Annotated in this window: 27 protein-coding genes; 19 read left to right on the plus strand and 8 right to left on the minus strand. The window is 39.3% G+C overall.

Annotated elements, in window-relative coordinates:
* The 14 genes from KBF71_01025 to KBF71_01090 all read left to right on the plus strand — a co-directional run.
* On the plus strand, nt 1-536 hold a 536-nt coding region (locus tag KBF71_01025; GenBank protein ID MBP9876900.1), incomplete at its 5' end, for a hypothetical protein.
* A 64-nt stretch (nt 537-600) separates the two neighbouring features.
* Nucleotides 601-1125 (plus strand): type III secretion system chaperone, encoded by a 525-nt coding sequence (locus tag KBF71_01030; protein ID MBP9876901.1) that lies wholly within the window; start codon nt 601-603, stop codon nt 1123-1125.
* 14 nt (nt 1126-1139) lie between these two features.
* Complete coding sequence (locus KBF71_01035; GenBank protein MBP9876902.1) at nt 1140-1634, plus strand: type III secretion system chaperone; 495 nt, start codon at nt 1140-1142, stop codon at nt 1632-1634.
* Between the two features lie 149 nt (nt 1635-1783).
* Complete coding sequence (locus KBF71_01040) at nt 1784-2416, plus strand: DsbA family protein (protein ID MBP9876903.1); 633 nt, start codon at nt 1784-1786, stop codon at nt 2414-2416.
* Nucleotides 2417-2562: 146 nt separating this feature from the next.
* Nucleotides 2563-3126: a DJ-1/PfpI family protein gene (locus KBF71_01045; protein MBP9876904.1), complete on the plus strand. Its 564-nt coding sequence runs from the start codon at nt 2563-2565 to the stop codon at nt 3124-3126.
* A 19-nt stretch (nt 3127-3145) separates the two neighbouring features.
* A complete protein-coding gene (locus KBF71_01050) occupies nt 3146-3706 on the plus strand; it encodes a NifU family protein (protein ID MBP9876905.1) in 561 nt (186 codons plus the stop codon).
* Nucleotides 3707-3721: 15 nt separating this feature from the next.
* Nucleotides 3722-4585 (plus strand): hypothetical protein, encoded by an 864-nt coding sequence (locus KBF71_01055; GenBank protein MBP9876906.1) that lies wholly within the window; start codon nt 3722-3724, stop codon nt 4583-4585.
* Between the two features lie 91 nt (nt 4586-4676).
* Nucleotides 4677-5453, plus strand: a complete 777-nt coding sequence (locus KBF71_01060; GenBank protein MBP9876907.1) for a hypothetical protein — start codon at nt 4677-4679, stop codon at nt 5451-5453.
* A gap of 25 nt (nt 5454-5478) precedes the next feature.
* On the plus strand, nt 5479-6069 hold the full coding sequence (locus KBF71_01065) for a malonic semialdehyde reductase (GenBank protein ID MBP9876908.1): 591 nt from the start codon (nt 5479-5481) through the stop codon (nt 6067-6069).
* A 30-nt stretch (nt 6070-6099) separates the two neighbouring features.
* Nucleotides 6100-6756, plus strand: coding sequence for a tRNA (adenosine(37)-N6)-threonylcarbamoyltransferase complex dimerization subunit type 1 TsaB (tsaB, locus tag KBF71_01070; GenBank protein ID MBP9876909.1), 657 nt, complete (start codon nt 6100-6102; stop codon nt 6754-6756).
* A complete protein-coding gene (locus KBF71_01075; protein ID MBP9876910.1) occupies nt 6753-7217 on the plus strand; it encodes a GNAT family N-acetyltransferase in 465 nt (154 codons plus the stop codon). Before tsaB ends, KBF71_01075 begins: the two co-directional genes overlap by 4 nt.
* Before the next feature lie 99 nt (nt 7218-7316).
* Nucleotides 7317-10538 carry a hypothetical protein gene (locus KBF71_01080; protein MBP9876911.1) on the plus strand — a complete coding sequence of 1074 codons (3222 nt, stop codon included), beginning with the start codon at nt 7317-7319 and terminating at the stop codon, nt 10536-10538.
* A 112-nt stretch (nt 10539-10650) separates the two neighbouring features.
* Nucleotides 10651-10872, plus strand: coding sequence for a hypothetical protein (locus KBF71_01085; GenBank protein MBP9876912.1), 222 nt, complete (start codon nt 10651-10653; stop codon nt 10870-10872).
* On the plus strand, nt 10869-11132 hold the full coding sequence (locus tag KBF71_01090; GenBank protein ID MBP9876913.1) for a type II toxin-antitoxin system RelE/ParE family toxin: 264 nt from the start codon (nt 10869-10871) through the stop codon (nt 11130-11132). Before KBF71_01085 ends, KBF71_01090 begins: the two co-directional genes overlap by 4 nt.
* 8 nt (nt 11133-11140) lie before the next feature.
* Here the strand turns inward: KBF71_01090 and KBF71_01095 are convergent, their stop codons facing one another.
* The 6 genes from KBF71_01095 to KBF71_01120 all read right to left on the minus strand — a co-directional run bounded on the left by KBF71_01095 (nt 11141) and on the right by KBF71_01120 (nt 17229).
* Nucleotides 11141-12160, minus strand: a complete 1020-nt coding sequence (locus KBF71_01095; GenBank protein MBP9876914.1) for a ParB/RepB/Spo0J family partition protein — start codon at nt 12158-12160, stop codon at nt 11141-11143.
* Nucleotides 12157-12930, minus strand: a complete 774-nt coding sequence (locus KBF71_01100; GenBank protein ID MBP9876915.1) for a ParA family protein — start codon at nt 12928-12930, stop codon at nt 12157-12159. The genes KBF71_01095 and KBF71_01100 overlap by 4 nt, the downstream gene beginning before the upstream one ends.
* Nucleotides 12931-12985: 55 nt before the next feature.
* Nucleotides 12986-13615 (minus strand): 16S rRNA (guanine(527)-N(7))-methyltransferase RsmG, encoded by a 630-nt coding sequence (gene rsmG / locus KBF71_01105; protein MBP9876916.1) that lies wholly within the window; start codon nt 13613-13615, stop codon nt 12986-12988.
* Nucleotides 13612-15537, minus strand: a complete 1926-nt coding sequence (mnmG, locus tag KBF71_01110; protein ID MBP9876917.1) for a tRNA uridine-5-carboxymethylaminomethyl(34) synthesis enzyme MnmG — start codon at nt 15535-15537, stop codon at nt 13612-13614. The genes rsmG and mnmG overlap by 4 nt, the downstream gene beginning before the upstream one ends.
* 109 nt (nt 15538-15646) lie before the next feature.
* Nucleotides 15647-16474 carry a metal ABC transporter permease gene (locus tag KBF71_01115; GenBank protein MBP9876918.1) on the minus strand — a complete coding sequence of 276 codons (828 nt, stop codon included), beginning with the start codon at nt 16472-16474 and terminating at the stop codon, nt 15647-15649.
* Nucleotides 16471-17229 carry a metal ABC transporter ATP-binding protein gene (locus KBF71_01120; GenBank protein MBP9876919.1) on the minus strand — a complete coding sequence of 253 codons (759 nt, stop codon included), beginning with the start codon at nt 17227-17229 and terminating at the stop codon, nt 16471-16473. Before KBF71_01120 ends, KBF71_01115 begins: the two co-directional genes overlap by 4 nt.
* 138 nt (nt 17230-17367) lie before the next feature.
* Here KBF71_01120 and KBF71_01125 point away from each other — a divergent pair, with 138 nt between their 5' ends.
* The 5 genes from KBF71_01125 (at nt 17368) to KBF71_01145 (ending at nt 21852) form a co-directional block, all read left to right on the plus strand.
* Entirely contained in the window at nt 17368-18285 is a 918-nt protein-coding gene (locus tag KBF71_01125) for a zinc ABC transporter substrate-binding protein (protein ID MBP9876920.1), read from the plus strand.
* Complete coding sequence (locus KBF71_01130; GenBank protein MBP9876921.1) at nt 18282-19049, plus strand: 4-hydroxy-tetrahydrodipicolinate reductase; 768 nt, start codon at nt 18282-18284, stop codon at nt 19047-19049. The genes KBF71_01125 and KBF71_01130 overlap by 4 nt, the downstream gene beginning before the upstream one ends.
* A 68-nt stretch (nt 19050-19117) precedes the next feature.
* Complete coding sequence (gene rpoN, locus KBF71_01135; protein ID MBP9876922.1) at nt 19118-20593, plus strand: RNA polymerase factor sigma-54; 1476 nt, start codon at nt 19118-19120, stop codon at nt 20591-20593.
* A gap of 174 nt (nt 20594-20767) precedes the next feature.
* Entirely contained in the window at nt 20768-21364 is a 597-nt protein-coding gene (gene raiA / locus KBF71_01140) for a ribosome-associated translation inhibitor RaiA (protein MBP9876923.1), read from the plus strand.
* A gap of 17 nt (nt 21365-21381) precedes the next feature.
* Nucleotides 21382-21852 (plus strand): PTS sugar transporter subunit IIA, encoded by a 471-nt coding sequence (locus KBF71_01145; GenBank protein ID MBP9876924.1) that lies wholly within the window; start codon nt 21382-21384, stop codon nt 21850-21852.
* 44 nt (nt 21853-21896) lie between these two features.
* On the opposite strand, the gene KBF71_01150 is transcribed toward KBF71_01145, so the two are convergent.
* Together KBF71_01150 and KBF71_01155 are read right to left on the minus strand one after the other, a co-directional pair.
* The gene (locus tag KBF71_01150) at nt 21897-22814 is read right to left on the minus strand and encodes a hypothetical protein (protein ID MBP9876925.1); all 918 of its coding nucleotides are present in this window, start codon (nt 22812-22814) and stop codon (nt 21897-21899) included.
* 94 nt (nt 22815-22908) lie between these two features.
* Nucleotides 22909-23328 carry a hypothetical protein gene (locus KBF71_01155; protein ID MBP9876926.1) on the minus strand — a complete coding sequence of 140 codons (420 nt, stop codon included), beginning with the start codon at nt 23326-23328 and terminating at the stop codon, nt 22909-22911.
* Between the last annotated feature and the right edge of the window lie 15 nt (nt 23329-23343).

Here is a 23343-nt window from a genome sequence, read left to right on the forward strand (position 1 = left end):
GCGTTCCCGAAAATATGGTTGATCAACTGCTTGCAGAACCTATGGAGACCTGGACATCTATTTATGATGACGAAATAAAAGCTAGCTTCACCGGAGCGCTTGAAACAAACAAATCCTACACAGATTCTGTAAACAAAGGAAAAACGCTCGAAACAGATCAATCAACGAATACTGAAGCAATTGAGAAAGCCAAATCTGACATCAAAACAGCAACAAAAGATCCAGCAGAAAAAGCTGCAGCTGCACAAGAAACAGCTCAAAGATTCTCTCAAGGTACAGCTGCTCAATTGATAGCAGGTTCAGTCCAGAATATCACACAACTTATTAGCGGTGCGTTTAACTTGGTGAGCGCTGATAAAAAATATAAAGCTGATATGGACAATGCAAGAATCACTAAACTTCAAGCACAATCAAGTGCTGCAAGCCAATATATGAGCACTGATAAATCGCAATATGATAATTTTTTACAAACCCTTTTAACGATTCTCAGTAAACTCTCCGATGCACAGTCCTCGAATACGCGCGCAGGAGGTTAAAATGATGATTGCAAAGGTTGAGTCAAATGCGCTATAACTGAGCATGTTTATTTAGGAGGAGACAATGAGTACGATTCAAGAAATTTTATCAGAGTTTGGCAGAAAAACAGGCCTTGGCAATTTACGCCTCAATGAAGATGGCCTTTGCAGACTCGTTTTTGACGGGACCCTCACCGTTGATGTTGAAAAAACAAGCGCAGGCTTTGTATTACACTCTGTCGTTGGTCAGATCCCTGGCACAAACAAAAGTGAATTTTACGAGATGCTCCTTGATGCAAATGGCCCAGAACAAGTTGTTGGTCAAACGGCTCTTGGCATTGATTCAAACTTAAATGAAGTTTTGCTCTTTCAAAATTTCACAGACATGACACCAACCTATGCCTATTTCGAAAAAGCACTTGATACATTCCTTGGTGAAATTGGCAAATGGAAAGCGCGTTTAAGCGGCGATTGGGAAAATTTTGATGACTCAACCTTGCCTCCTAAAAAAGAATCTGGCGATTACAAGCCTGCTGAATCAGTCATTAAAAAAGAACCTGCCGGTGATTTTGATCCCTCAAAACTGCCGCCTGGCATGATCAAAGCGTAAAGGAGCAACACATTATGTATGCAAAAGATATGATCCTAGAACTAGGCGATAAATTAGGCCTTGGCAAATTAGAACTCGATGAAAACAACACATGTAGTCTTGTTTTTGATAATATTCACGCAATCGACATGAAAGTGACAGATGATGGGAATGAAATCCAGATCTTTTCACCCGTCTCAATTGTCCCTGAAAAAAACAGAGAGGCTTTTCTCTGCCAGCTGATGGAAGCAAACTTGTTTGGTCAAGGTACCGGCGGCTCGCTTTTCTCTGTGATTAAAGAAATTGATCTGCTCTTCATGTATCGTAAATTCAGACTTGAAGTCAGCGATTATCAAAACTTTGAAAAAGGCCTTGAGACCTTCCTCAACTATCTTGAAGCCTGGAAAAAGAAAATCGAAACAGAATATGGTGAAGGTGATGGCTCAACAACGCCTCCAGCTCCCGCAAAAGGACCAACACGCGAACCATCCTCTGGCGGTGGTGGTCTTCCTCCAATGTTAAAGGCTTGAGATTCTCAATCCCGTCATCGCGAGCGAAGCGTGGCGATCTTTTCTCAAGCTCCATAAGATTGCCACGTCGCGACAAGCCGCTCCTCGCAATGACGACAAGTAAAGTAAGATCTCCTTCTAAAAACAATAAAAACCCAAAGGACACACTCATGACACTTTCTCGTTTATTTTCCGTGATCGCATTTGTCGGTCTTTGCACTTTTTCAACTCAATCTTTTGCTTGTAACGGCACCATCATTGATGATGCTCAACAAGCTCTTTTGAAAAAAGACCTCAGACAGTGGCCATCTGAAACTTTCGGGAAAGGGACGCCAACACTGATTATTTTCTATGATTATCTCTGTGGCTATTGCAAAAGAAGTGATATTGAACTGGAAAATTACCTTAAAAAAGGTGATCGCTCGCTCAAGATTGTCTATCGTCCTTTAGGAAAACTCGGTCCCGTCTCTCAAAACATCTCACGATCCGTTCTCTCTGCAGCGCGTCAGGATAAATTCAATGAATTTCATAATGAGCTTGTTCACTATAACGACACCCCAGATGATACCTTCCTCATGAAAACCGCAGAAAAACTAAATCTAGACATCGACAAGTTTGAAAAAGACAAACAGCATCCCGCAATCACAAAAATGCTTGATGAGAATAACCAGCTCGCTAAAAAACTCGGCATCAAAACAGTTCCTAGCTTTTACTTAGAAAGCTGCAACATTCCGCATTCAATGACAGAAGAAGGCTTTGAAAAAGAAATCGGCGATGCAGTCAGCAACACAAAGGCAAAATAGACGCTTTTTGCCTTTATTTGTGATTATTAATGGGAAATACAAAAATTAGTATTGACATTGTGTTTATTTTCCGTAATAAATAGGAACATTATCAAAGAACTCTTTGAAATTCTTACCCTTTCAATTGATTAATGGATTCCATCACGATGAAAATTGCGATTCTTGTCTCAACAGGCTTTACAGAGCTTGATCTTACTCACCTTCAAAAACACCTCATTCAAAACAAGATCTCATTCGATCTTATCTCATCCCAGTCAGGCCTTGTGCAAGCATGGCATCAAAAGACTTGGGGAAACTACTACCCAATCACAGTAAGCCTCAATGACGCTTTGGCAACTGATTACGATGTGCTATTTGTCCCTGGTGGTCGTCATATCTCAAAACTGATGGACCATGGCCATATTGCCCGTTTCATCAAGTATTATTCTTTAAACCAAAAAAAGGCGATCTATCTGGGTGAAGCTATTGAACTGCTTACACTGTCTAAAGATGCAGCACGTCACGTCATCTCAACACCAGAAAGCCTAAAAACAGCATTATCAGAGAAATCTTTTGACCTATCCGATGATGATATTTGTGAATCAGGCCATCTTCTGACAATCAAATCGCCACAACAGCATAATGATCTGGGGCAAAAACTAGTTGCTTTTATATCTAAAAAAATTGAACAATCATCTGACAATTCAAGCACTTTCCAAAAAGCTGCATAATTCAAAAGAGAACCATAAGATGTTTATCCAAACGCAAGACACCCCAAATCCAAGAACATTAAAGCTCTTACCTGGGCATGTTGTTTCTGACTCAGGCAATTACGATTTTCCGGATCTACAATCGGCTCAGATTTCACCTTTGGCGCAACAATTGTTTACGGTTGATGGCGTTGAGCGCATTTTTCTTGGATCGGACTTTATTTCCATTACAAGATCAGAATCTTCAGACTGGATTCTCTTAAAACCATCTCTGCTCAGCATCATTATGGAGCATTTTACCAAAGGCGCTCAAACGATCATTCTAACATCAAAAAAACAAGAGCCAGTTAAATCCTCAGCTCCACAAGATGAAATCTCTCATCAAATCGCAGAAATTATCAATGTCAAGGTTCGCCCTGCTATTGCTCAAGATGGCGGCGATATTACTTTTGAAAGATTTGAAAACGGAATTGTTTATGTTCATCTTAAAGGCGCCTGTGCTGGTTGCCCAAGCTCAACATTAACACTTAAATCTGGAATTGAAAACCTGCTCAAGCATTATGTGCCTGAAGTGATTGAAGTTCGTCAACAACTTGACTAAGAAGAAAGATTACCAATGGGCCCTCTGATATTCCAAAGAAGCTTTTCTCAGACTCTTTTTGTATCTCTTCAACGTCCATTACAAACGGCCCTGTACTCTTTCAGTCGAGTGACGTCCTTATCTCCTCATCCTTTTACACCTCTCACACAAAGACGTTGTATTGGTGATTCTAATGATTGGTGGAATCATGCCCTCAAACGTGTCACAAATAACATGCAATCTGCTTTTAACGATGACAAATCTACCCAGATTCCATTGCTCCAAAAATTTGTACCTCTTATAGGCAAAACATCACTGGAGCTCAGCAGTCAAAGCCAGATCCCCTTAAATCACTTCAATACACTCCCCCAGGATTCGCTGATTGCTCTTCGCCATCTTGTGATTAGACATGCAGGTTTTTCAAGTAAAGATATTGCCTGCCTCATCAATGCATCTCCTTATTTGCAAACGATTGATCTTGAAGCAAGCCCAAATCTCCTGACCTTTCAAGATTTCCGTTCTGATTTTGCATCTAGATTCACAGGAGGCGAGAAACATTATAGCCTCAAGCGCCTCAGACTTGCCAACGTTGGCGTAACGACTCAAGATATTATAACCTTCTTTGAATTCTGTCCAAGATTACAAGAGCTTGAGCTGAACAGAGTTTTACTAAAACCAAACGATCTCAAAAAGACAAACTTCGCTGCTCTTCCTTATGACACAAGAGCAAACCTTAAGGAACTCTATATTTTCAATGAAAATATTGTAGGCTTTGATATTTCTCACATGCTTGCTCATTTTCCGAATCTGAAACGCATTAGTCTTTCAGGTTGCGCCTATGTAACCACTGATCACATAGGCATTCTCCGAAAGCATTATCCAAAAGTCCTTTTTTTATAATCTTTTTTAGCGTTCATAAAAAAATTGAACTACCCGTGAAACACTTTTACACTGATTTCTGTTCAATCAATAACAATAATAAGGATCTTTTATGGTGACTTCCTCTCTTTTATACTGTGCGCGTACATTACCTAATCCCTTACTTCCTGCTTTAACTAAAAGCAATCGATTTGTTCCATTTTCTATTTTTACAACAAGACCTTTTGCGAGTGCGAGCCGAACGGCCTCTATTGCACAAACACAAGTACATACAACGCCCTTCCCTCTGCGAAAAAGACCTGTAAGGCTAAACCCTGACCTCATTGTTGATCATGCCATTATCAGTTACAAAGGCAACAAAGATATCAAGCCTACTTACTTTAGCTCTCTTATCCCAAATGATTTACCGAACCTCTCAAATATGAATCTCTCTGGTGTCGATATCGACTCAAAAGACTTAAATAGCATTTTTGGCGCCGCACCAAACCTTGTGTACCTCAACTTTGATTGGAATACAATCATCAAGCCAGGTGACATTGCAGAGAAACTCTCAACAGCCGCTAAGAACCTTAAATATCTAAAATGCATGCAAACAAAATTAAACAGCGTTGATATCAAACAACTCTTCTCACTCTCTCCAAATCTTGAAAAAGCAAGCCTACACTGCCTTGAAAACATTAAGCCTCATGAGTTTAAACGTCTCAACTTAGCACATGCGACCATTCAAGAGCTCAGCCTCTTTGGAACAAGAGTTGCCCTTGATGATGTAAAACAGATTCTGGGACATTTTCCGAAATTGAAAAAATTAGGACTTACACGTTGCCCTCATATCGACTCGCATGATATTATAGAATTGAAAGAATGCTATCCCCATATTCAATTTGTTTAACTAGTCCCTAACCAAAGGATCAACCATGTCGCAAGCACTCTCAACCGAAGATGCAAATCTTATTTTCAAAGAAGCCCGAACCTATCGTGCTTGGAAAAATACACCTGTTTCGCAAGGTCTCTTGACTGATATTTACAACCTCTGCAAATATGGACCAACAAGTGCGAATTGTTCACCTATGCGGATTACTTTTTTAACAACAGTCTCAGGCAAAGAAAGACTCAAACCGCATCTAGACCCAGGAAACGTTGATAAAACTATGTCAGCGCCTGTGACAGCAATCATTGCTTATGATCTCGATTTTTATGAGCGCATGGATGTCCTTTATCCTCACACCAATGCAAAAGCTTGGTTTGTCGGAAAACCTGACTTCATTAAAACAACAGCAGCCTTAAACAGCACACTTCAAGGTGGTTACTTTATCATTGCAGCACGAAGCTTTGGCCTTGATTGCGGCCCTATGACCGGTTTTAATAATGATGGACTTGACAAAGAGTTCTTCCCTGACGGCAAAACAAAATCTGTTTTCCTCTGCAATTTAGGACATGGGGATGGTACAAACCTTGCTCCGCGCGATCCTAGACTTTCATTTGACGAGGCTTGCCAAATCCTCTAAGATCCGATAGACATATTATAGGATTTTATTGTGAACTACATTCTGACCATTGACACCTCTTTCTCTCAGTCTTGTCTTGCTTTATTCAAAAACAAGGAGATGCTTGAAGAGGTGTTTTTGTCTGGATCACCTCGCGATAATGATTCCCTCCTCTTTCGGCTTGAAGATTTACTAACCCGTCATCAACTCACTCTTAAAGACATTGAAGGCATCGCAATTGCCATCGGACCAGGCAGCTATACAGGCCTTAGGCTCTCAATTGCAGCCGTTAAAGGCATTGCCCTTGTGACAAAGTGCACAATCAAAGCTCTTTCTGTTTTTGATATCTTTATACAGCAGTATAAATCTGAAAACCCCGTTGCTAAAGGCGAGCTTTTATCTGTGATCGACACATCAAAGGGAGATTTTTACTGCCAGCGCTATTCCCAAAATTTCACCGCAAAAGGCGAACCCTTTTTTGCAAAGTTGGATCAATTACAAGATCTCCTCAAAAATGAACCCGCCCTCGCCTTTGTTGGTCAAATTCAGCCTCTCGGAACATCAGGCCTACTGATTAATTTCCCAAGCGCCAGAAGCATGGTTGAGCTTTACTTTGACCCTAACTGCCAAAATACATCAACAACCACTCTAGAGCCCTTATATATGCGCCAAACAGGATTCGTCAAATTGAAGGAAAATCCTGAATGAGTCAACATGACTTAACCCTGTCATTCGAAAAGCTCACAGCTCACCATGCTATTTTACTAGCAGAGCTTCATCCTTTAATTTTTAAATATCAGACATGGGCTCAAAAGGATTTTGAAACTCTCTTTGCCCTCTCAACGATTGAAGGCATTCTTCTGAGGTCACCAGAACAGCCCATCGGCTATCTCATCTGGCAAAATACGCCAAATGAATCTGAAATCATTACTTTTGGGATTATCCCATCGGCTCAAAAGAGAGGCTATGGGCAGATTCTGTATGATCATTATGAAGGCTCCAGATTTCTTGAACACTGCCATAAAATTCTCTTAGAAGTCTCATCCACCAATAAGCAAGCTATTCGCTTTTATGAGAAAAATAGCTTTGTCACAACAAGCATTCGCAAAAATTATTACAATGAATTAGGACGAAAAGTCGATGCCATTCTGATGATGAAGGCGCTGTAAAGCAAACAACACTTGATAAATGATAGGATTTATGATAAATTACCTAATATTAAATTTATAAATTATCGTTTTATTTCATACACACATATAGGTTTTACCATGGCAAGCATCTCACAAACTGTTATTACACCACAAACAGAATTTACATTTCACTTTTACAAAATTCAGTCTTTCTCAAATTCAACAAAGGAATCTCGGTTTCATTTTCAAAAAAGAGTCCAATCAGAAACATTAAGCCTTGATGCCTTCTTAAATCTACTCACCGGAAAAAAGGCATTTCTCTATACGCGAACTGTTATTTATGTAGGAGCTCTCGAACTCGGTCGCATTAATATCGACAGTGAAATGGGTGATTTGAGATATTTTTTGGAAGCCATGTATCATATGGTGCCCGGAAAAATCCTTCCAGAATCATCTCATCTAACTGAAAAAGAATCGAAAAAAGTCGATTTTGCAAAAGCCACTACATTATTAAATACACTCATACCGCTATTTGCTAAGCCTGAATTTGCAAAACACACACAACTTCAAGCTTTGGTTAATTATTTTGTTGGTTATCTTTGTACGTATGGCATTGGCTATTCAAAAGACTTAGAGATTGCCACTAAATTCTATGATAATGCAATAACGTTAGACTATGTAGAAGCCCATACTTTAAAAGCGCTCCTTGAGTTAGAGAAAGAAAACTTCATCCCAAATATTGAGCTTTATGAGAGCAAAGCAAAAATGGACGCCCTCAAAAAGAAGCTCGGACCAAATAGCAATATGGTTATATGGCTTTTTAATAGAAGCACGAGCGCCTCTCTAGGTTTTCACACAGCAAGTAAAAACGGCTCTCTACTGTCTCTTCAAGAACTTGCACATCATTATACTGGCGCGATGGTTGCACAACATTTAGATTATGCAGTCGCAAATTACGCTTTAGCAATTGAAAATGGCGCAACAAACCTAATCCCTCGACACGCCTATTATAAACACTATTACTGTAAGGTAAAAACGACTGACAAAAACACCCTAAAAAAAGAGCTCATCAAATTAATCAATATTCTGGAAAGAGCCGCAAAAGCAGGTACACCTGAGACTTACTTATATTTAGGACACCTTTATAGAGATGGCGCAGGTGTCACTCAAAGCAACCCAAAGGCATTGGACTATTATTATAGAGCCGCAGATCATCATTTCAGTGAGGCATATCCTGCAATTATAAGACTTAAAACAAAATGCAGTACCCCAGCTGATATCAAAGAAGCGATAAGATTATTTGGCAAATGGATGCGCGTTAACCAAAAAGAACTTCAAATTCAGGAAGAAACAAAACTTAAAATTGAATTTAAAACACGGCTAACAAAGACTCTCATGGCCACCTTATACGTATTTACAGAAGAAGACTATTCGACCTCCATACAAGACCTGCAAAAAGCGATACTAAAATATAACATAGAGCCCGGGGTCGAAATCCCAAAAACGCTTGCTGAAGCCAAAACAAAACTTCGAAGACAAGATCACTTATGGGATCGACTTTCTCCTGAAACACAGATCCCAATTTCTAGGCTTTTTGATCAAATTGGCCCCCTTAGAAAGGCACAAATTATGGATTTCTGCCTTCCTCTTTTAGCTGACTTTAAAAGGCATGTCGATTTATTTGAAGATACATCTAGCAAAAGATTATCAGCTGATAGTCTATTCGAATTTCTAAAATCAAAAATACCTGGTTTTGGAACAATGGAAAGAGAAAAACCATTGCTTCTTATTCTATCAAGCCTTTCAGTCTCTGAATTTCTTGCTCTTAGAAGGCTGCTAAATGATCAGGATATTATTGAGGAATATATAGACGCTGTTGCCCTGTACAAGTGGGAAGATAAAAATGCCATAAGGCAAGTTCACCAGAGTCTTATTCTCCGTCAATTAAGATTTGCGAGGGTCACAGAGTTAGACTGTGAAAGCATTCTCCCAGGACAGTCCCAAATTTCGTCAGAACTGCGACTGCTTGCATCAGAAGGTATCCAAAGGATGATGTATCAAGCTGAGAATGATGATAAACAGATTCGAAAAAGCAATAGTTTTATCGAAGTGATTTGGCTTGCGATTGACAGATCCTACCTGAATAAAAACTACCTTGCAAGCAAGAAAATTGGATATTTAACACTAACTGATTATCAAGAAATTCTGATGTATTTCTATACAAACTGCACAAGATTGATACAGAGTACGCCTCATTTAAAAGAAAAATGCCGCATTGAACTTTTAGCTCTGCCTCTCAGTCAGGCTATCGATATTCTAGAGGGCATATGTTCACTGGGTCTCAGCATTACCCCATTCAAAGAGATTTTTTCAACAGCTATAAAACGCAAAGTTGGCGTAAAATTCGAGCGCAATCTGGAACCCAAAATGAACCAACTTCAAAGAATGATGGAAGAATTGCTAAAAGAATTCAATCATGAAAAATTGGAAGCAGATAAAAAGGAAAAAGAAGCAAAAAATCGTGAAGCAGCTCTTGCACAACAACAAAAGTTAGAGCAAGTCAGAGCAAATTTGTGGCAGAAAATACAAGACGAAACAAGTGCAGATATTCAAGCCTCTTCTGAATATTTAGAATCTGCAAAAGACCTTTCTCTAGCGATCAGAATTGAAGCTGAGGAAGTTCTGGCTTTGATGACTGAATTGAATATAACAATTCAAGCAACTAAAGCTTACAGCAATGATTTAAAACAAAAATTGACGGAGCTTAAAAAACGACTCTACACCCTGATCAAAGTTGAAAAAGGCACCGTGAATGAAAATGCCATAACGACCTTCATTAACCCTGTAGCTTCGGTAAACTTCAAAAAGGAAATTCTAGAGAGCCATGCAACTCTTGAAGAAAGCAATAAAGCACGCCAGGAAAAAGTAAAGGTTATTACGACAGAGAAAGCCGAAAAACAGAGACAATATCAAGAAGCGCAAGAGACTGCTGGAAAGATTGAAAGTGCTCAAAAATCAGATAGTTCTTCAAGTGATGACGATAAAGAAACAGCTTTGAGTACACAAAAGTCAATTGCTTCTTTTAAAGAAAAAAGGGCAAAGCAAATCTTTCACGCCCAAGATGATGAATTCGCAGGCAATGCTGTTCGCCTTCTGAATATTCTCAATGACGCTGAGTCCTTTAACGATATTGTAAATCAAGCCACACACGGAGATGATCTGCACGATTTAAAAGCAGAAGATCATAAAATATATGGCACTCGCTATGCATTGAGAGTTAATGATCAATTCAGAATCACTTTCTATTGGTATGAAAATAAAGCTCATCTAGTTTGGTTTGGTGATTATCATACAAAATAATTGCCAAGGGCCGAATTTCAAAGAATTTTGAAAAGTTAGAGTCAGTGACAATTTGACAAGATGATACATAAGTGTTACACTTATAACACAAACCAATATGAGGAGATTGACTATGGTGACCAAAAACCCAAGGATTAACATTACTTTTGATAGGCCTGTTGCATCTTTGCTCTCAAAACTTGCAGAAAGTGAGCATAAATCTTTATCTGGCCTTGTAAGAGAATTAACGCTAGAAGCACTTGAGCTACGTGAAGACTTTCAACTGTCAAAAATAGCAAAAGCTCTAGACAAAAAAAATGCTAAAACTGTGAATCATGATGACGCTTGGAAATGACTTTTGAAATCAGATATTTAGAAGAAGTCGTCGAAGAGCATATTCCTAACTTACCTTCTAGCGCAAAGGCCCTCATCAAAAAGGTAATCGAAGACAGGCTTACCGTTAACCCTATCGCCTTCGGAAAACCGCTCCGATACAGTCTAAAAGGTCATAGACGATTACGTGTAAGCGACTATAGGATTGTCTATCGTATTGACGACAAGATTGTTATCATTATCGCTATAATGCATCGAAAAGATGTTTATGAGGACATTTAAAACAAGCGCTACAAGCGGGGCATCTCTTCAAAACTTGTGAGCAATTCAACCAATTTCGAGAGCTCCTCTGCCTTTGTAAAATGAATTGTAAACTTGCCTTTTCCTGCATGATTTTGTATCTGAACAGGCATTCTGATCTTATGGGAAACTTCATCCGCAAGCCCTTGAAATTCAGCCTTGATTTGCTCTAAGGATGAGTCTGTTTCATCAGAGTCTTTTTGGACATCATCACCGCTTTTAATCATCTTTTTGATGAGCGCCTCAGTTTGGCGAACAGAGAGCTCCTTTGTCACAACTTGTTCTGCAATCGCCTCCATTTGATCGCCAGCGCCTAAAAGTGCACGGGCATGACCAAATGATAATTTCCCATCGCGGACATACTGCTTCACGATGAGAGAAAGATCATTCAATCGCAGAATATTCGCAACATGACTTCTGCTTTTTCCAACAATTTCAGCCAATTCCGCCTGCGTATGACCAAAATCATCCACTAATTTTTGATAGGCTTCTGATTCTTCAATTGCATTCAAATCTTGACGTTGAATATTTTCAATCAAAGCGATTCTGAGTGCTTCCTGATCTGTAATATCGCGTATCAACACAGGAACTTCAGAAAGACCTGCAATCAAACTTGCGCGCCAGCGACGCTCACCAGCGATAATTTCATACTCATTACCTGAAATAGACCGAACCAAAATGGGCTGCAAGACACCATTCTGCCCAATTGATTGAGCCAATTCTTCCAAAGCTTCTTGAGAAAAATCATGACGCGGCTGAAAACGACCCGCTTTTAGAGAGCCAATTGGCAAATTGACCACTTGAATTCCCTTTAGGGTAATAAGCTCAGACTTTTGCGCTGTCTCTGCCAAATAAATGGGCTGATCACTTGGATCAGTTGACGCTCCCCCTTCCTTAACATCTTCTGGCAACTGAGCAGCAACCGCAATGGCTGCCTCACCAAAAAGAGCATCGAGCCCGCGACCTAATCTTTTTGCTGGTTGTTTTTCAATTGATTTTTCTGTTGTCATGCGCTTATTCTCATTTGTTCTGATTTTAATAATTCACTTGCTAAATACATATAGGCTCTAGATCCAGGACAATTCAGATCATAAAGCAAAACAGGCTTTCCGTGCGATGGGGCTTCTGACACTCTTACATTACGCGGAATGACAGTTTTAAACACCTTTTCGCCGAAATGCTCCCGCACATCCTCTTCAACCTGTTCTGATAACTTATTACGACGGTCATACATTGTCAAGACAACACCTAACAAATCAAGCCTTGCATTAAAGGAAGCCTTCACGCGCTGAACTGTCTGCATTAAAAAACTAAGCCCTTCTAATGCATAAAACTCACACTGTAAAGGAACAAGGACACGATCTGATGCTGTTAAAGCATTTAATGTCAAAAAACCCAAGGCAGGAGGGCAATCAATGAGGACATAATCAAAAGGTATCTGCGCTTTCGAGAGGGCATCTTTCAAACGATATTCACGTCTTGTCGCATCAACTAACTCTACCTCTGCTCCGCAAAGCTCTGAATTGGCTGTGACAATGAATAAATTCGGTATTTCTGTTTTCATTGCTGCTTCTTGGATAGTCGCATCGCCAAAAACCACATCATAAGAGCCAATTTTACGCGCTGATTGAGGCAAGCCCAAGCCTGTTGATGCATTTCCCTGAGGATCCAGATCTATCAACAAAACAGTTTTGCCACAAGCAGCCAAAGCTGTTGCTAGATTAACTGTTGTTGTTGTCTTCCCAACACCGCCTTTTTGATTTGCTATCGATATAATCATCTATCCCCCTTGGCCTTATCATTATTGTTCGTCCAGAAGTCATACTTAACAACTATTATTTTAGCTTAACAAGATTATCAAGATATAAAATAGATCCATCTGAACTGACCTTTGATGGATAAAGTCTATCATTGAATTGCCAATTTTTCCTAGCGTCTTTTATCTCATCTTGAATTTTTTTCCCTTTTAAGAAATAACAGGCTCCTCCAGCTTTCAAAACTGGAGCCGACCAAGAAAGCAACAGAGATAGATCAGCACAGGCCCTACTCACCACGATATCCGCCGATGATCGCGGTAAATCTTCAATACGACAATGATGAATCGTCACAGACAGACCCAATGCTCGCTTCACAGCAGCCAGAAAATGAGACTTGCGCTCATCACTTTCAACCAAATGGATATTTGTAAAACCTGCGCAGGCCAAAACCAAGCCAGGAAACCCTGCCCCAGATCCAAAATCATAGATAAAGGCATCTTTGTTCTTGATAAAAGAAATCAATTGCAATGAATCATAGAAATGGCGCCCCCAAATGTCATCTAATGTCGCATTTGAAATCAGATTAATCTGCCTTTGCCATTTGACCAACAGATCAGCATAGTCTCTTAATCGATCCAATGTTTCACGTGGAACATCTTCCTCCCTCACCATATTTTCAATTTTTTCAATGACTTGTCTATAGGTCATGATGCAATAGGGAGCGACTGAGGTAACTGGTGAAGAGATCCCTTCTTAATATACTTCAAAAGAGCCATCACCGCTGCTGGTGTGATCCCAGGAATCCTAGATGCTGCTGCAATTGTTTCTGGTCTTACCGCCATAAACTTAGCCTTCACTTCATTTGATAAAGATCCAACCTGTGCATAATCTAAATCTGCAGGGATCTTGAGAGCCTCATCTGAACGATAAGACTGAATATCAGACTCTTGGCGATCTAAATAGCTCCGATATTTCGCATCAATTTCGATTTGCTCTAAAATTTGAGAATCATACTTCTTGAATTCTGGCCAAGTCCCTAAACAGAAATCCATTGTCACATCAGGATAAGCAAGGAGCTCCAGAGCATTTCTCTTCACACCATCAAGTTTCATCTTAACACCCAATGCTTGAGCCTGATTCGGCGTCAAATGAACGGCCGAAAAATCATTTGTTGCTCGGCTCAAAAGCGATGACTTAGCCTGAAATGCACACGCTCTTTCTGAATGAACACAACCAATCTCAATCCCTTTTTGTGTGAGGCGCGTATCAGCATTATCAGCGCGCAACGTCAGCCTATACTCAGCACGTGATGTAAACATGCGGTATGGCTCAGTTGTTCCCTTTGTGATCAAATCATCAATCATCACGCCAATGTAAGCCTCTGATCGGCTCAAGGTAAATTCTTTTGATGAACCAGATGCCTTCAATGAGGCATTAATACCTGCGATAAGCCCTTGGGCTGCGGCCTCTTCATAACCTGTGGTTCCATTAATTTGCCCTGCTAAGAACAGGCCTGGGACCTTATGAAGCTCCAAAGTTGCTTTCAACTCACGCGGATCAACATAATCATATTCAATGGCATAACCTGGCCTTATCATCTCTGCATTTTCGAGCCCTGGGATATTTTTGAGTATCTCTAATTGAATTTCTTTTGGCAATGATGTTGAGATCCCATTTGGATAGACTGTTGAATCATCCAAACCTTCTGGCTCCAAAAAGATCTGATGACGCTCTTTATCTGCAAATCGCATGATTTTATCTTCGATAGAAGGACAATAACGTGGCCCAATACTCTTAATCTGACCAGAATACATTGGAGACTGCAAAATATTCTCTTGAATCAAAGCATGAACTTCAGGGCTTGTATAGGTCAAGTAACAAGGAATTTGAGGCGTTGTTATTTCCTTTGTCAAATATGAAAAAGGCACTGGGGGATCATCCCCATGCTGCTCTTCTAGAATTGACCAATTGATTGTCTTGCCTTCGAGTCTTGGCGGGGTCCCTGTTTTTAAACGACCCATATTGAGCTTTAAAGAATAAAGAAAGTCAGCCAATTCAATAGATGGATTTTCATCGATCCGTCCAGCCGGGAAAATATCTGTCCCCATATGAATGAGGCCTTTTAAAAAAGTTCCTGTTGTAATAACAACTGCACCAGCCTTAAACTCTGCGCCATCCTCAGTCACAACACCCTGAACAGCACCAGCATCAGAAACAAGCAATTTTCCTGCAGGCTTTGCAATAATCTCTAAATTTGAATAATCCGCTAAAAGATTCTGAATTGCTTCCTTATACAATTTACGATCCGCCTGCGCCCGTGGACCTTGCACTGCAGGGCCTTTACTCTTATTCAAAATCCGAAATTGAATACCACCACGATCAATTGCTTTTGCCATAATCCCATCAAGCGCATCAATCTCACGAACCAAATGACCTTTGCCAAGCCCTCCGATGGCAGGATTACATGACATCTCTCCAATTGTCTCATATTTATGTGTAATCAAAGCAACATGCCCACCCATGCGTGCGGCTGCAGCTGCAGCTTCTGAACCCGCGTGACCGCCACCAATAATAATCACATCATAATGAGTTCTGCTTGATGATTTGAATGGAGTTGAGTCTAAAGACATGAGATGTTCCGTGATTAAATGCTTATAAAGTTCAGTCATTCTATAATATTAAAGACTAAAATTCAATCTCTTTTCATTTTCAAAAAATTTGTTTCACGTGAAACACTTTTTATGTCTTCTTTGACTTTTTTGCTAAATGACTCCAGTGCGCATAAAAAGATTTCCCTATCGAAAGAGCAAAGAAAATGACAGCTGCGGCAAAGACAATTGATGGGCCTGTGGGTGTATTAAAATAATAAGAAGCTCCTATGCCAGAAATATTTGCAAAAATTGCGACAATCGAGGCGCCAATTGCCATTCTTTCAGGCGTTGAAGAGAAAGAATGAGCTGTTGCTGCGGGAATAATAAAGAGAGCTGTGATGAGCAAAACACCTACAATTTTAACAGCAAAAGCAATGATGAGAACCAACGCAAGCAGGAGGAAAAATTTGTATTTTTTTACAGGTATATTCTCAGACAATGCAATGTCTTCAGAGAGCGACATCGCGATTAATTTTGTCCAACTGAAATAGAGAATGAGATAAGTGATTGCAGCACCTGCATAGATAAAAATGAGATCTTGCATTGTTAATGATAAAATATCACCAAGCAAAAAAGTCATTAAATTCAATTTTTGAGACGGCAAAAGAGAGAGTAAAATTAAACCTGATGATAAGCACGTATGTGAGGCAATTCCCAGATAAGTATCGGTTGCTAGCATCTTAAATTTATCAGCCCATAGTAAGAAAAGAGCAATTGCAAAAGAAACTGACAAGATCGTCAAAAAGGGATCGATTTTCATATAAATTCCAAGGCCTACACCCAAAAGTGCACTATGAGAAATCGCATCACCAAAAAAGGCCATTTTTCGCCAAATAACAAAACAACCTAACGGCCCTGCAATTAAAGAAAGGCCTATACCTCCAAGTAATGCATATAATAAAAAATGATCTATCATTTTTTCTCTCTTTTCTCATGTGACGATGGACAATCATGATGGTGATCATGATGGTGATGATAAGGTCTCAAATACTCAGATTCTTCTTTGAACAAAGCCAAATATTCTGGATTGTTTGACACTTCTTCAGGATGGCCTGCACAACAAATATGATGATTCAAACAAATAACATGATCTGTTTTAGCCATCACAAAATTTAAATCATGAGAGACAAGAAGAATACTCAACTGAAGCTCATCTCTTAATTTGCCAAGCAAATTGTAAATATCTCTCTGACCAATAACATCAACGCCTTGAACAGGCTCATCAAGAATCAAAAGGGTTGGATTTGACAGAAGAGCCCTTGCAATGAGCACGCGTTGAAATTCTCCCCCTGAGAGAGATTGAAGCGATTTTTTGAGCGTATGAAAAGCACCAACTTTTTGAAGCGCCTCTTGAACCTCTGCTTTACTCGACGCATGCCATAATTTTAAAAACCGATTTACTGTAATCGGAATGGCAGGCGATACAGAAATTTTCTGAGGAACATAACCAATTTTCACTCCCTCCGATAAAGTAATCTTGCCTTTGTAAACTTCATAAAACCCAAGAATAGTTTTCAGAAGACTCGTCTTACCTGCACCATTCGGACCAATGAGCGTCACGATTTCACCCTTCTTCACATCAAAAGAAATATGGTCAAGAATAAGGGTGTCATGAAACTTAAGAGTGAGTTTCTTAACAGAAAGGAGTCGGTCGCCTCGCTCATATTTGATTGCTTTGCTCACTTTTTACACAGCCTTTACCAATTTGATTTAATCTTTGAGTAGAATAGCATTTGATGCTAGATTAGCAAAATAGTTTCATCTCTCTTCATCACTTTTGTCTCGGAGCCCAAATAAATGCGTCTTTTCATGGCATCTCTTTTTCTGACAGCTTCACTCCTTGCTCCATGTGCGCATGCGCGTGAAAAAATCAAAGTTGTGTCATCTATTAAGCCCCTTTCAGGACTCACCAGGGCAATTGGCGGGGAATATGTCACAGTAGAAACCATCCTCAGCACAAATAATTCTGAACATGTCTATCAATTAAAACCACAAGATATGGCCAATATTGAATCTGCTGATCTTATTTTTTGGGTTGGACCAGCACTTGAGACATATCTTAAAAAGCCACTTAAAAACAGCAAATCAAAAAATATCTTTAGCCTGATAAATATCCCGAATCTTATCACATATAAAACACGTCAAGGCCTTGAGTGGCCTGATTCACATGATCATAAGCACGAACACGATGCTTTAGACGCCCATATTTGGCTTGATCCTAATAACGCTCTTACAATCATCACTTTTATAACCAAAAAATTATCAGAGATAGATCCTACACATGCCAAAAATTACGAACACAATGCGCATGAACTATCGGATAAAATTATTGCGTTTGATAAAAAGACCATCAGTGAACTCTCACGGGGCCAAAACAAAAACTTTCTCGTCTTTCATGATGGTTATCAATATTTTGAAAGACATTACCATCTGAAAGCTGCAGGAGCTATCTCACTGGGTCATGATCAGGGCCTTACTCCGAAAAACATCGAAAAAATTTTAACGATGGTGAACAAAAATCAGGTAAGCTGCTTATTTATAGAACCAGGTCAAGAAGCACCTATTATCGAAAAAATTGCACGCGAAAAACATATCTATCTTGGTCAGCTCGATCCAATGGGAAGCCTTTTACCAGATGATCAAAATCATTATCTAAACATGCTTGAAAAGATGAAAGATAGCTTTAGGGCTTGTTTCACTTACAAACCTGAAGGAGACACACAATGATAAAATGCGCAATCTCAGGCATTACAGGACGCATGGGACGAGAAATCACAAAGCATTTGCAAGATGACAAAGACATTGAAATTTTAGCTGGTGTTGCTCGTAGCGTTCCCCTTGATATGATCGAAGAAATCCCGATTGTGCAAACATTTAAAGCGCTCCCCACAAATTTAGATCTTATGATTGACTTTAGCTCTCCTGTCCATTTAGATGATCTTCTAAACCATGCAATTGAACATAAGCTTTCTCTTGTCATTGGCACAACTGGCTATACAGATGCACAGATAAAACAGATTGAAAAAGCAGGGCAAAGCATCAACATTTTTTATTCGGCCAATATGTCGATCGGTATTGCTCTTTTAAAGTCAATTGTTCAAAAGACAGCAAAGGCTCTTGATGAAGACTTTGACATTGAAATTCTTGAAACACATCATAGACTCAAAGTTGATGCACCATCTGGAACAGCTCTGTCTTTGGGTGAGTCCGCCGCAAAAGGCAGAGGCAAAAAGCTCTCTGACTTGCAAATCTATCCACATCCAAACAGAACCTTACGCGAATCTGGCTCGATTGGGTTTGCTGTTCAAAGAGGAGGCAAGATCGCAGGTGAACATCAAGTCCGCTTTATTGGAGATGAAGAAGAACTCAGCTTTTCTCATCGTGCACTTGATCGCTCAGTCTTCGCAAAGGGCGCCATTAAAGTTGCAAAATGGCTAAAGGGTCAATCAAAAGGTTTCTACACAATGGAAAATTTATTTTCGCCTCAGTGAAAATCAAAATCATTCTTTAAGAAAAAAATGCTATAATACGTCTTATGAGTATTTTGCCAAGATTAGAAATGAAACAAAGCCAATCTTTGATCTTAACGACAAAGATGCAATTGGCATTGAAATTATTACAATTATCAAATATAGAGCTCGAGGCCTATATCCTTGAAGAGCTCGATCAAAATCCCATCTTAGAAAAAGAAGATACAATCACAGAGCTTGATAATGAAGGTGCAACTGATCATGAATCTTCAGAAACCCCTGAAGCTGCTCTTGATGAAAATGCCTCAGGAGATGGGCAATTAGACCTATCAGAACAAGTTCCTCTCGATACAGATTATGACAATCAATGGCAAGATGATCAAAACAGCTCTTTCGGATCAAGTCACACTTCATCAAACCACGGAAGCTCAGGAGAGCATGAAAATTACATTGACCAGATCCCTCAAAAAGAGAAATCTCTTCAAGAACACCTCCAAGAACAAGTAAACATTGATATTCTTGAGCCAAAAGATAGATTTATTGCCTCAAGGCTGATCGATCACATGACAGAAAGTGGATACATTCTTGAGCCCCTTCAAAATATTGCTGATTCTCTACATTGCCCTCTAGAATGGGTTGAGGCCGTTTTGCTCAAAATGCAACAGTTTGACCCGATTGGTATCATGGCAAGAAATCTCCAAGAATGTCTCTCTTTGCAACTAAGAGACAAAGATCTTTACACAGAAAAGTATCAACTTTTGCTCGATCATTTAGATCTTTTTGCTGATCATAAATTTGATCTTCTCATGGAAAAATGTAGCGTCACACGTGATGAACTCAAAAGCATGATTTTAGAGATCCAAAAATTGAATCCAAAACCAGGACATCAATATAGCTCTGAGATGATCGAAGTCATGATTCCTGATGTTTATGTTCGCCGTCATTCTGATGGAACCTATTTTATTGAGCTCAATAATGAAACACTCCCTCGCTTGCTTATCAATGATAAATATCTCTCAAAAGTTCAATCACAAGCGAAATCATCAAAAGAGAAAGAATATCTCATTCAAAAACTCAATACTGCTCACTGGTTGATGAGTGCTCTGCAACAACGAGCAACCTCTATTCTAAAAGTTGCAACAGAAATTGTGAAGACACAAAGAGACTTTTTAGATAAAGGCATCGAGCATCTAAAACCAATGACAATGTACGATGTTGCAACAACGCTTGAGGTTAATGAATCAACTGTCAGCCGTATTACGATGAACAAATTTATCTCAACCCCTAAAGGGCTTTTTGCTTTAAAAGACTTCTTCACAAGGTCTGTGACAAATACTGAGGCAGATTCAGATGAAAGCCATTCAACGGAAACTGTCAAATACCTGGTAAAGAAATTTATCGAAGCTGAAAAACCAGATAACATCCTTCAAGATGATCAAATTGTCGAACTTCTAAAGGAGCGCGGCATGGTTGTTGCCAGGCGTACGATTGCCAAATATCGAAAGATACTGAATATTCCCTCATCGCTTGAAAGAAAGAAATTCAAAAACGCTGAGATTCTTTAAAAGGCATTGAGAAAATAAAAAGAATAAAAAAGAATTCATGGAAACATTTATGAACAGGTCGGAATTATATAGAAAATTTTTCTTAATGATGGTAAAACAAAGTCTGCATTCATATTTTGTGATAGAATAAAAGAAAAGAAAACAAGATATCATTTTAAAGAGGAGGAAACCGTTATGCAAATTGTCGTTAAAGGAAAACAGATTGATGTTGGGGACTCACTGCGCGAACATGTCGAACAAAATGTGAGTGACGTTGTCCGTAAATATTTTCACCAACCGATCGAAGGAACTGTTATTTTCTCAAAAGATGCCTCTTTTTTCAAAACTGAGATTATCATCCATGCGAGTTCTAAAATTTCTCTCCAAAGTTCTGCTGAAGCTGCAGACATTTATCCGTCATTTGACTTAGCTCTTGAGAAAATTACAGCTCGCTTGCGTCGCTATAAAAACAAATTACGCGATAACCATCACAAAACACACAAAGAAGAAGCTATTTCAAATCAATATGTGATTGATACAAACAGTCAAACAGACACAATGATTGCAGACAGTGACGCTGAATCAATGATTATTGCTGAGATGGAGCATCGCATTGAAACAATGACAGTCAGTGAAGCTGTTATGCGCATGGATCTAGGTAAACACGTTGCTTACATGTTCAGAAATGCCGCTCACGGTGACCTGAACATGGTCTACCGTCGTCTTGATGGTAATGTTGGCTGGGTTGATCCTAAAGGGAATGAACAAGTTATGGCAGGAGCCAAATCATAATAACAAAAGAGCCTAAAATGAGCCTTTTAGAAAATGGACATATTTTCTTTCTGCCTCGCATCGAGACAAAGAAAGCTCTCTTAACTGAGATTTCGAAAAGAATAGCGAAATCTTTGAGCCTTGAGGGATCAGCAATCCTCGATCGTTTGGAGAAAAGAGAAAACCTTGAATCAACAGCAATTGGCCTTGGGGTTGCTGTTCCACACCTAAAAACCAATGGGCTCAACGAGACCATAGGTTTCCTTTTCAGGCTTCAAGTACCCATTCATTTTGGCGCTCATGATGATATCCCCGTTGATCTTCTCTTTGTTTTATTATCACCTGAAGATCTTGGAGCGAGTTATTTGAAAACACTTGCGCATGTTTCTCGGCTACTTAAAGACGAGCAAATAGGGGCAAAGCTAAGAGGATGTGAAACCCCTGAGGCAATTTATTCATTTTTTGATGAGCTTGAACGCGAGTCCAATGATTTTAAAAGAGCCGGATAGCAAAAAGACCCGTAACAACGGGCCTTTTTCTCAATATACACCCGCTATTTTTTAAGCTTTTTTGTACTATTCAACGTTCCTTCAGGTGCAAACAGAATGAAAAGCGAAAAGATGATAACAGTTAAGTACCAAATTCCACCCCATATAAAATACGGAACAAGAGGTGCAATATCTTTTGTTTCTTGTAATGCTGCAAAATCAACTGTCATTACTAGATGCAAGAAAAATCCTCCTAAAACACCGAAAAAGTACAGCATATAGAGACAAAAATACAGGATTGGCCTTGAGAATCCAATATTGTGCATTCTCTTAATCATCAGAACTGCAGTTGCATAAAAAGAAGCAATCCAATAAATGACTAAGAGTATCATGACAAAGACCCCAATGATGGCGAGCAAAAAGGTCGAACCAAAAAACATCATGAGCATCTGAAAAGGTAATGTGATCAGATGCAATAAAAACCCAAAGAAAATACTTGTAAAAAGCAGATAACCAAAATAGGGCAATCTTCTCAGTTCGCCTGTTTTAGCCTCACAGAACAAGACACGAAATGGCCTCTTCTCTAAAAAAGCCCCAGGAATACCCCAAAGCAAAAAGACGGCATAGGTAATAAGTTGGTATGGAGTCATCGACATTAATTGATTATTAGCCTGGCTCACTGGATCCAATGGCACGACAAATAAAGCAAGCGTCATGAGTGCAAAAAATGATAAGACTAGTAAAATTGGGGATTCCAACCCAATATGTCGCACGCGCTGAACGGAAAGTGAGAAAGCAACATATATCGACAAAGCAAATAAAAGCCCGAACAGAACCATGAGGGAGCCCCCCTCAGGAAGATACGTTATAAAAATAGTCCCACTGACCAGCATCACAAGAAAACCAACCAGAGAATACAGCAGATAGGGGATACGTTCTAACTCTCCCGATCTGAAATCGAATAATGTTTTGAGTACAGACATGTCTCTCTCCTACAATATAAAATCCCATGAGTCAATCACGGCTCATGGGATCATTATATCACGGAAAAACAATATCCGGCAGAAATATACAATTTTATGTATTTTTTGTGATCAAATCTGTCTCAGCTTTCTTTGCTTCTTCTGTATTAAAAGTCAGCAACCATCCTTCAGGTATACAACACAAAGCAATAAAGGCAACAGGAAGAGGCAAAAGCATCCCTAAAATAAGACAAATGACGCTCCACAAATAAGGACGATCACTTCCCATATTTCTCAACCTTTTAACACCTAAAACAAAAGCTACATACAGGGACAGACCTACAAAAGCGAGAAGAAGAGGAATAAAGAAAACTAAAAACCATCCCATACCCATATTTTCTTGATAGATCACAAAAGGAACAACTAAAATCGTCCCACATACTATAAGGAAGAGAGTAAACAATAGTGAATAGCCCAAATATGGCAATCTTCTTATACTGCCTGTCTTGAGACCTGAAAAAATTACATTAAACATTTTGAACACCTTTTT

The organism is Alphaproteobacteria bacterium (assembly GCA_018063245.1).
Classification (GTDB): Bacteria; Pseudomonadota; Alphaproteobacteria; order JAGPBS01; family JAGPBS01; genus JAGPBS01.

What these genes read in the sequence shown, in the direction of transcription:
- raiA (MBP9876923.1), top strand. Translation starts at nt 20,768, where the DNA reads ATGCAAATTGTCGTTAAAGGAAAACAGATTGATGTTGGGGACTCACTG.
- KBF71_01075 (MBP9876910.1), top strand. Translation starts at nt 6,753, where the DNA reads ATGAGTCAACATGACTTAACCCTGTCATTCGAAAAGCTCACAGCTCAC.
- KBF71_01045 (MBP9876904.1), top strand. Translation starts at nt 2,563, where the DNA reads ATGAAAATTGCGATTCTTGTCTCAACAGGCTTTACAGAGCTTGATCTT.
- mnmG (MBP9876917.1), bottom strand. Translation starts at nt 15,537, where the DNA reads ATGTCTTTAGACTCAACTCCATTCAAATCATCAAGCAGAACTCATTAT.
- KBF71_01085 (MBP9876912.1), top strand. Translation starts at nt 10,651, where the DNA reads ATGGTGACCAAAAACCCAAGGATTAACATTACTTTTGATAGGCCTGTT.
- KBF71_01040 (MBP9876903.1), top strand. Translation starts at nt 1,784, where the DNA reads ATGACACTTTCTCGTTTATTTTCCGTGATCGCATTTGTCGGTCTTTGC.
- KBF71_01155 (MBP9876926.1), bottom strand. Translation starts at nt 23,328, where the DNA reads ATGTTTAATGTAATTTTTTCAGGTCTCAAGACAGGCAGTATAAGAAGA.
- KBF71_01090 (MBP9876913.1), top strand. Translation starts at nt 10,869, where the DNA reads ATGACTTTTGAAATCAGATATTTAGAAGAAGTCGTCGAAGAGCATATT.
- KBF71_01145 (MBP9876924.1), top strand. Translation starts at nt 21,382, where the DNA reads ATGAGCCTTTTAGAAAATGGACATATTTTCTTTCTGCCTCGCATCGAG.
- KBF71_01030 (MBP9876901.1), top strand. Translation starts at nt 601, where the DNA reads ATGAGTACGATTCAAGAAATTTTATCAGAGTTTGGCAGAAAAACAGGC.
- KBF71_01130 (MBP9876921.1), top strand. Translation starts at nt 18,282, where the DNA reads ATGATAAAATGCGCAATCTCAGGCATTACAGGACGCATGGGACGAGAA.
- KBF71_01125 (MBP9876920.1), top strand. Translation starts at nt 17,368, where the DNA reads ATGGCATCTCTTTTTCTGACAGCTTCACTCCTTGCTCCATGTGCGCAT.
- KBF71_01080 (MBP9876911.1), top strand. Translation starts at nt 7,317, where the DNA reads ATGGCAAGCATCTCACAAACTGTTATTACACCACAAACAGAATTTACA.
- KBF71_01115 (MBP9876918.1), bottom strand. Translation starts at nt 16,474, where the DNA reads ATGATAGATCATTTTTTATTATATGCATTACTTGGAGGTATAGGCCTT.
- rsmG (MBP9876916.1), bottom strand. Translation starts at nt 13,615, where the DNA reads ATGACCTATAGACAAGTCATTGAAAAAATTGAAAATATGGTGAGGGAG.
- KBF71_01100 (MBP9876915.1), bottom strand. Translation starts at nt 12,930, where the DNA reads ATGATTATATCGATAGCAAATCAAAAAGGCGGTGTTGGGAAGACAACA.
- KBF71_01035 (MBP9876902.1), top strand. Translation starts at nt 1,140, where the DNA reads ATGTATGCAAAAGATATGATCCTAGAACTAGGCGATAAATTAGGCCTT.
- KBF71_01060 (MBP9876907.1), top strand. Translation starts at nt 4,677, where the DNA reads ATGGTGACTTCCTCTCTTTTATACTGTGCGCGTACATTACCTAATCCC.
- rpoN (MBP9876922.1), top strand. Translation starts at nt 19,118, where the DNA reads ATGAAACAAAGCCAATCTTTGATCTTAACGACAAAGATGCAATTGGCA.
- KBF71_01150 (MBP9876925.1), bottom strand. Translation starts at nt 22,814, where the DNA reads ATGTCTGTACTCAAAACATTATTCGATTTCAGATCGGGAGAGTTAGAA.
- KBF71_01095 (MBP9876914.1), bottom strand. Translation starts at nt 12,160, where the DNA reads ATGACAACAGAAAAATCAATTGAAAAACAACCAGCAAAAAGATTAGGT.
- KBF71_01065 (MBP9876908.1), top strand. Translation starts at nt 5,479, where the DNA reads ATGTCGCAAGCACTCTCAACCGAAGATGCAAATCTTATTTTCAAAGAA.
- KBF71_01055 (MBP9876906.1), top strand. Translation starts at nt 3,722, where the DNA reads ATGGGCCCTCTGATATTCCAAAGAAGCTTTTCTCAGACTCTTTTTGTA.
- KBF71_01050 (MBP9876905.1), top strand. Translation starts at nt 3,146, where the DNA reads ATGTTTATCCAAACGCAAGACACCCCAAATCCAAGAACATTAAAGCTC.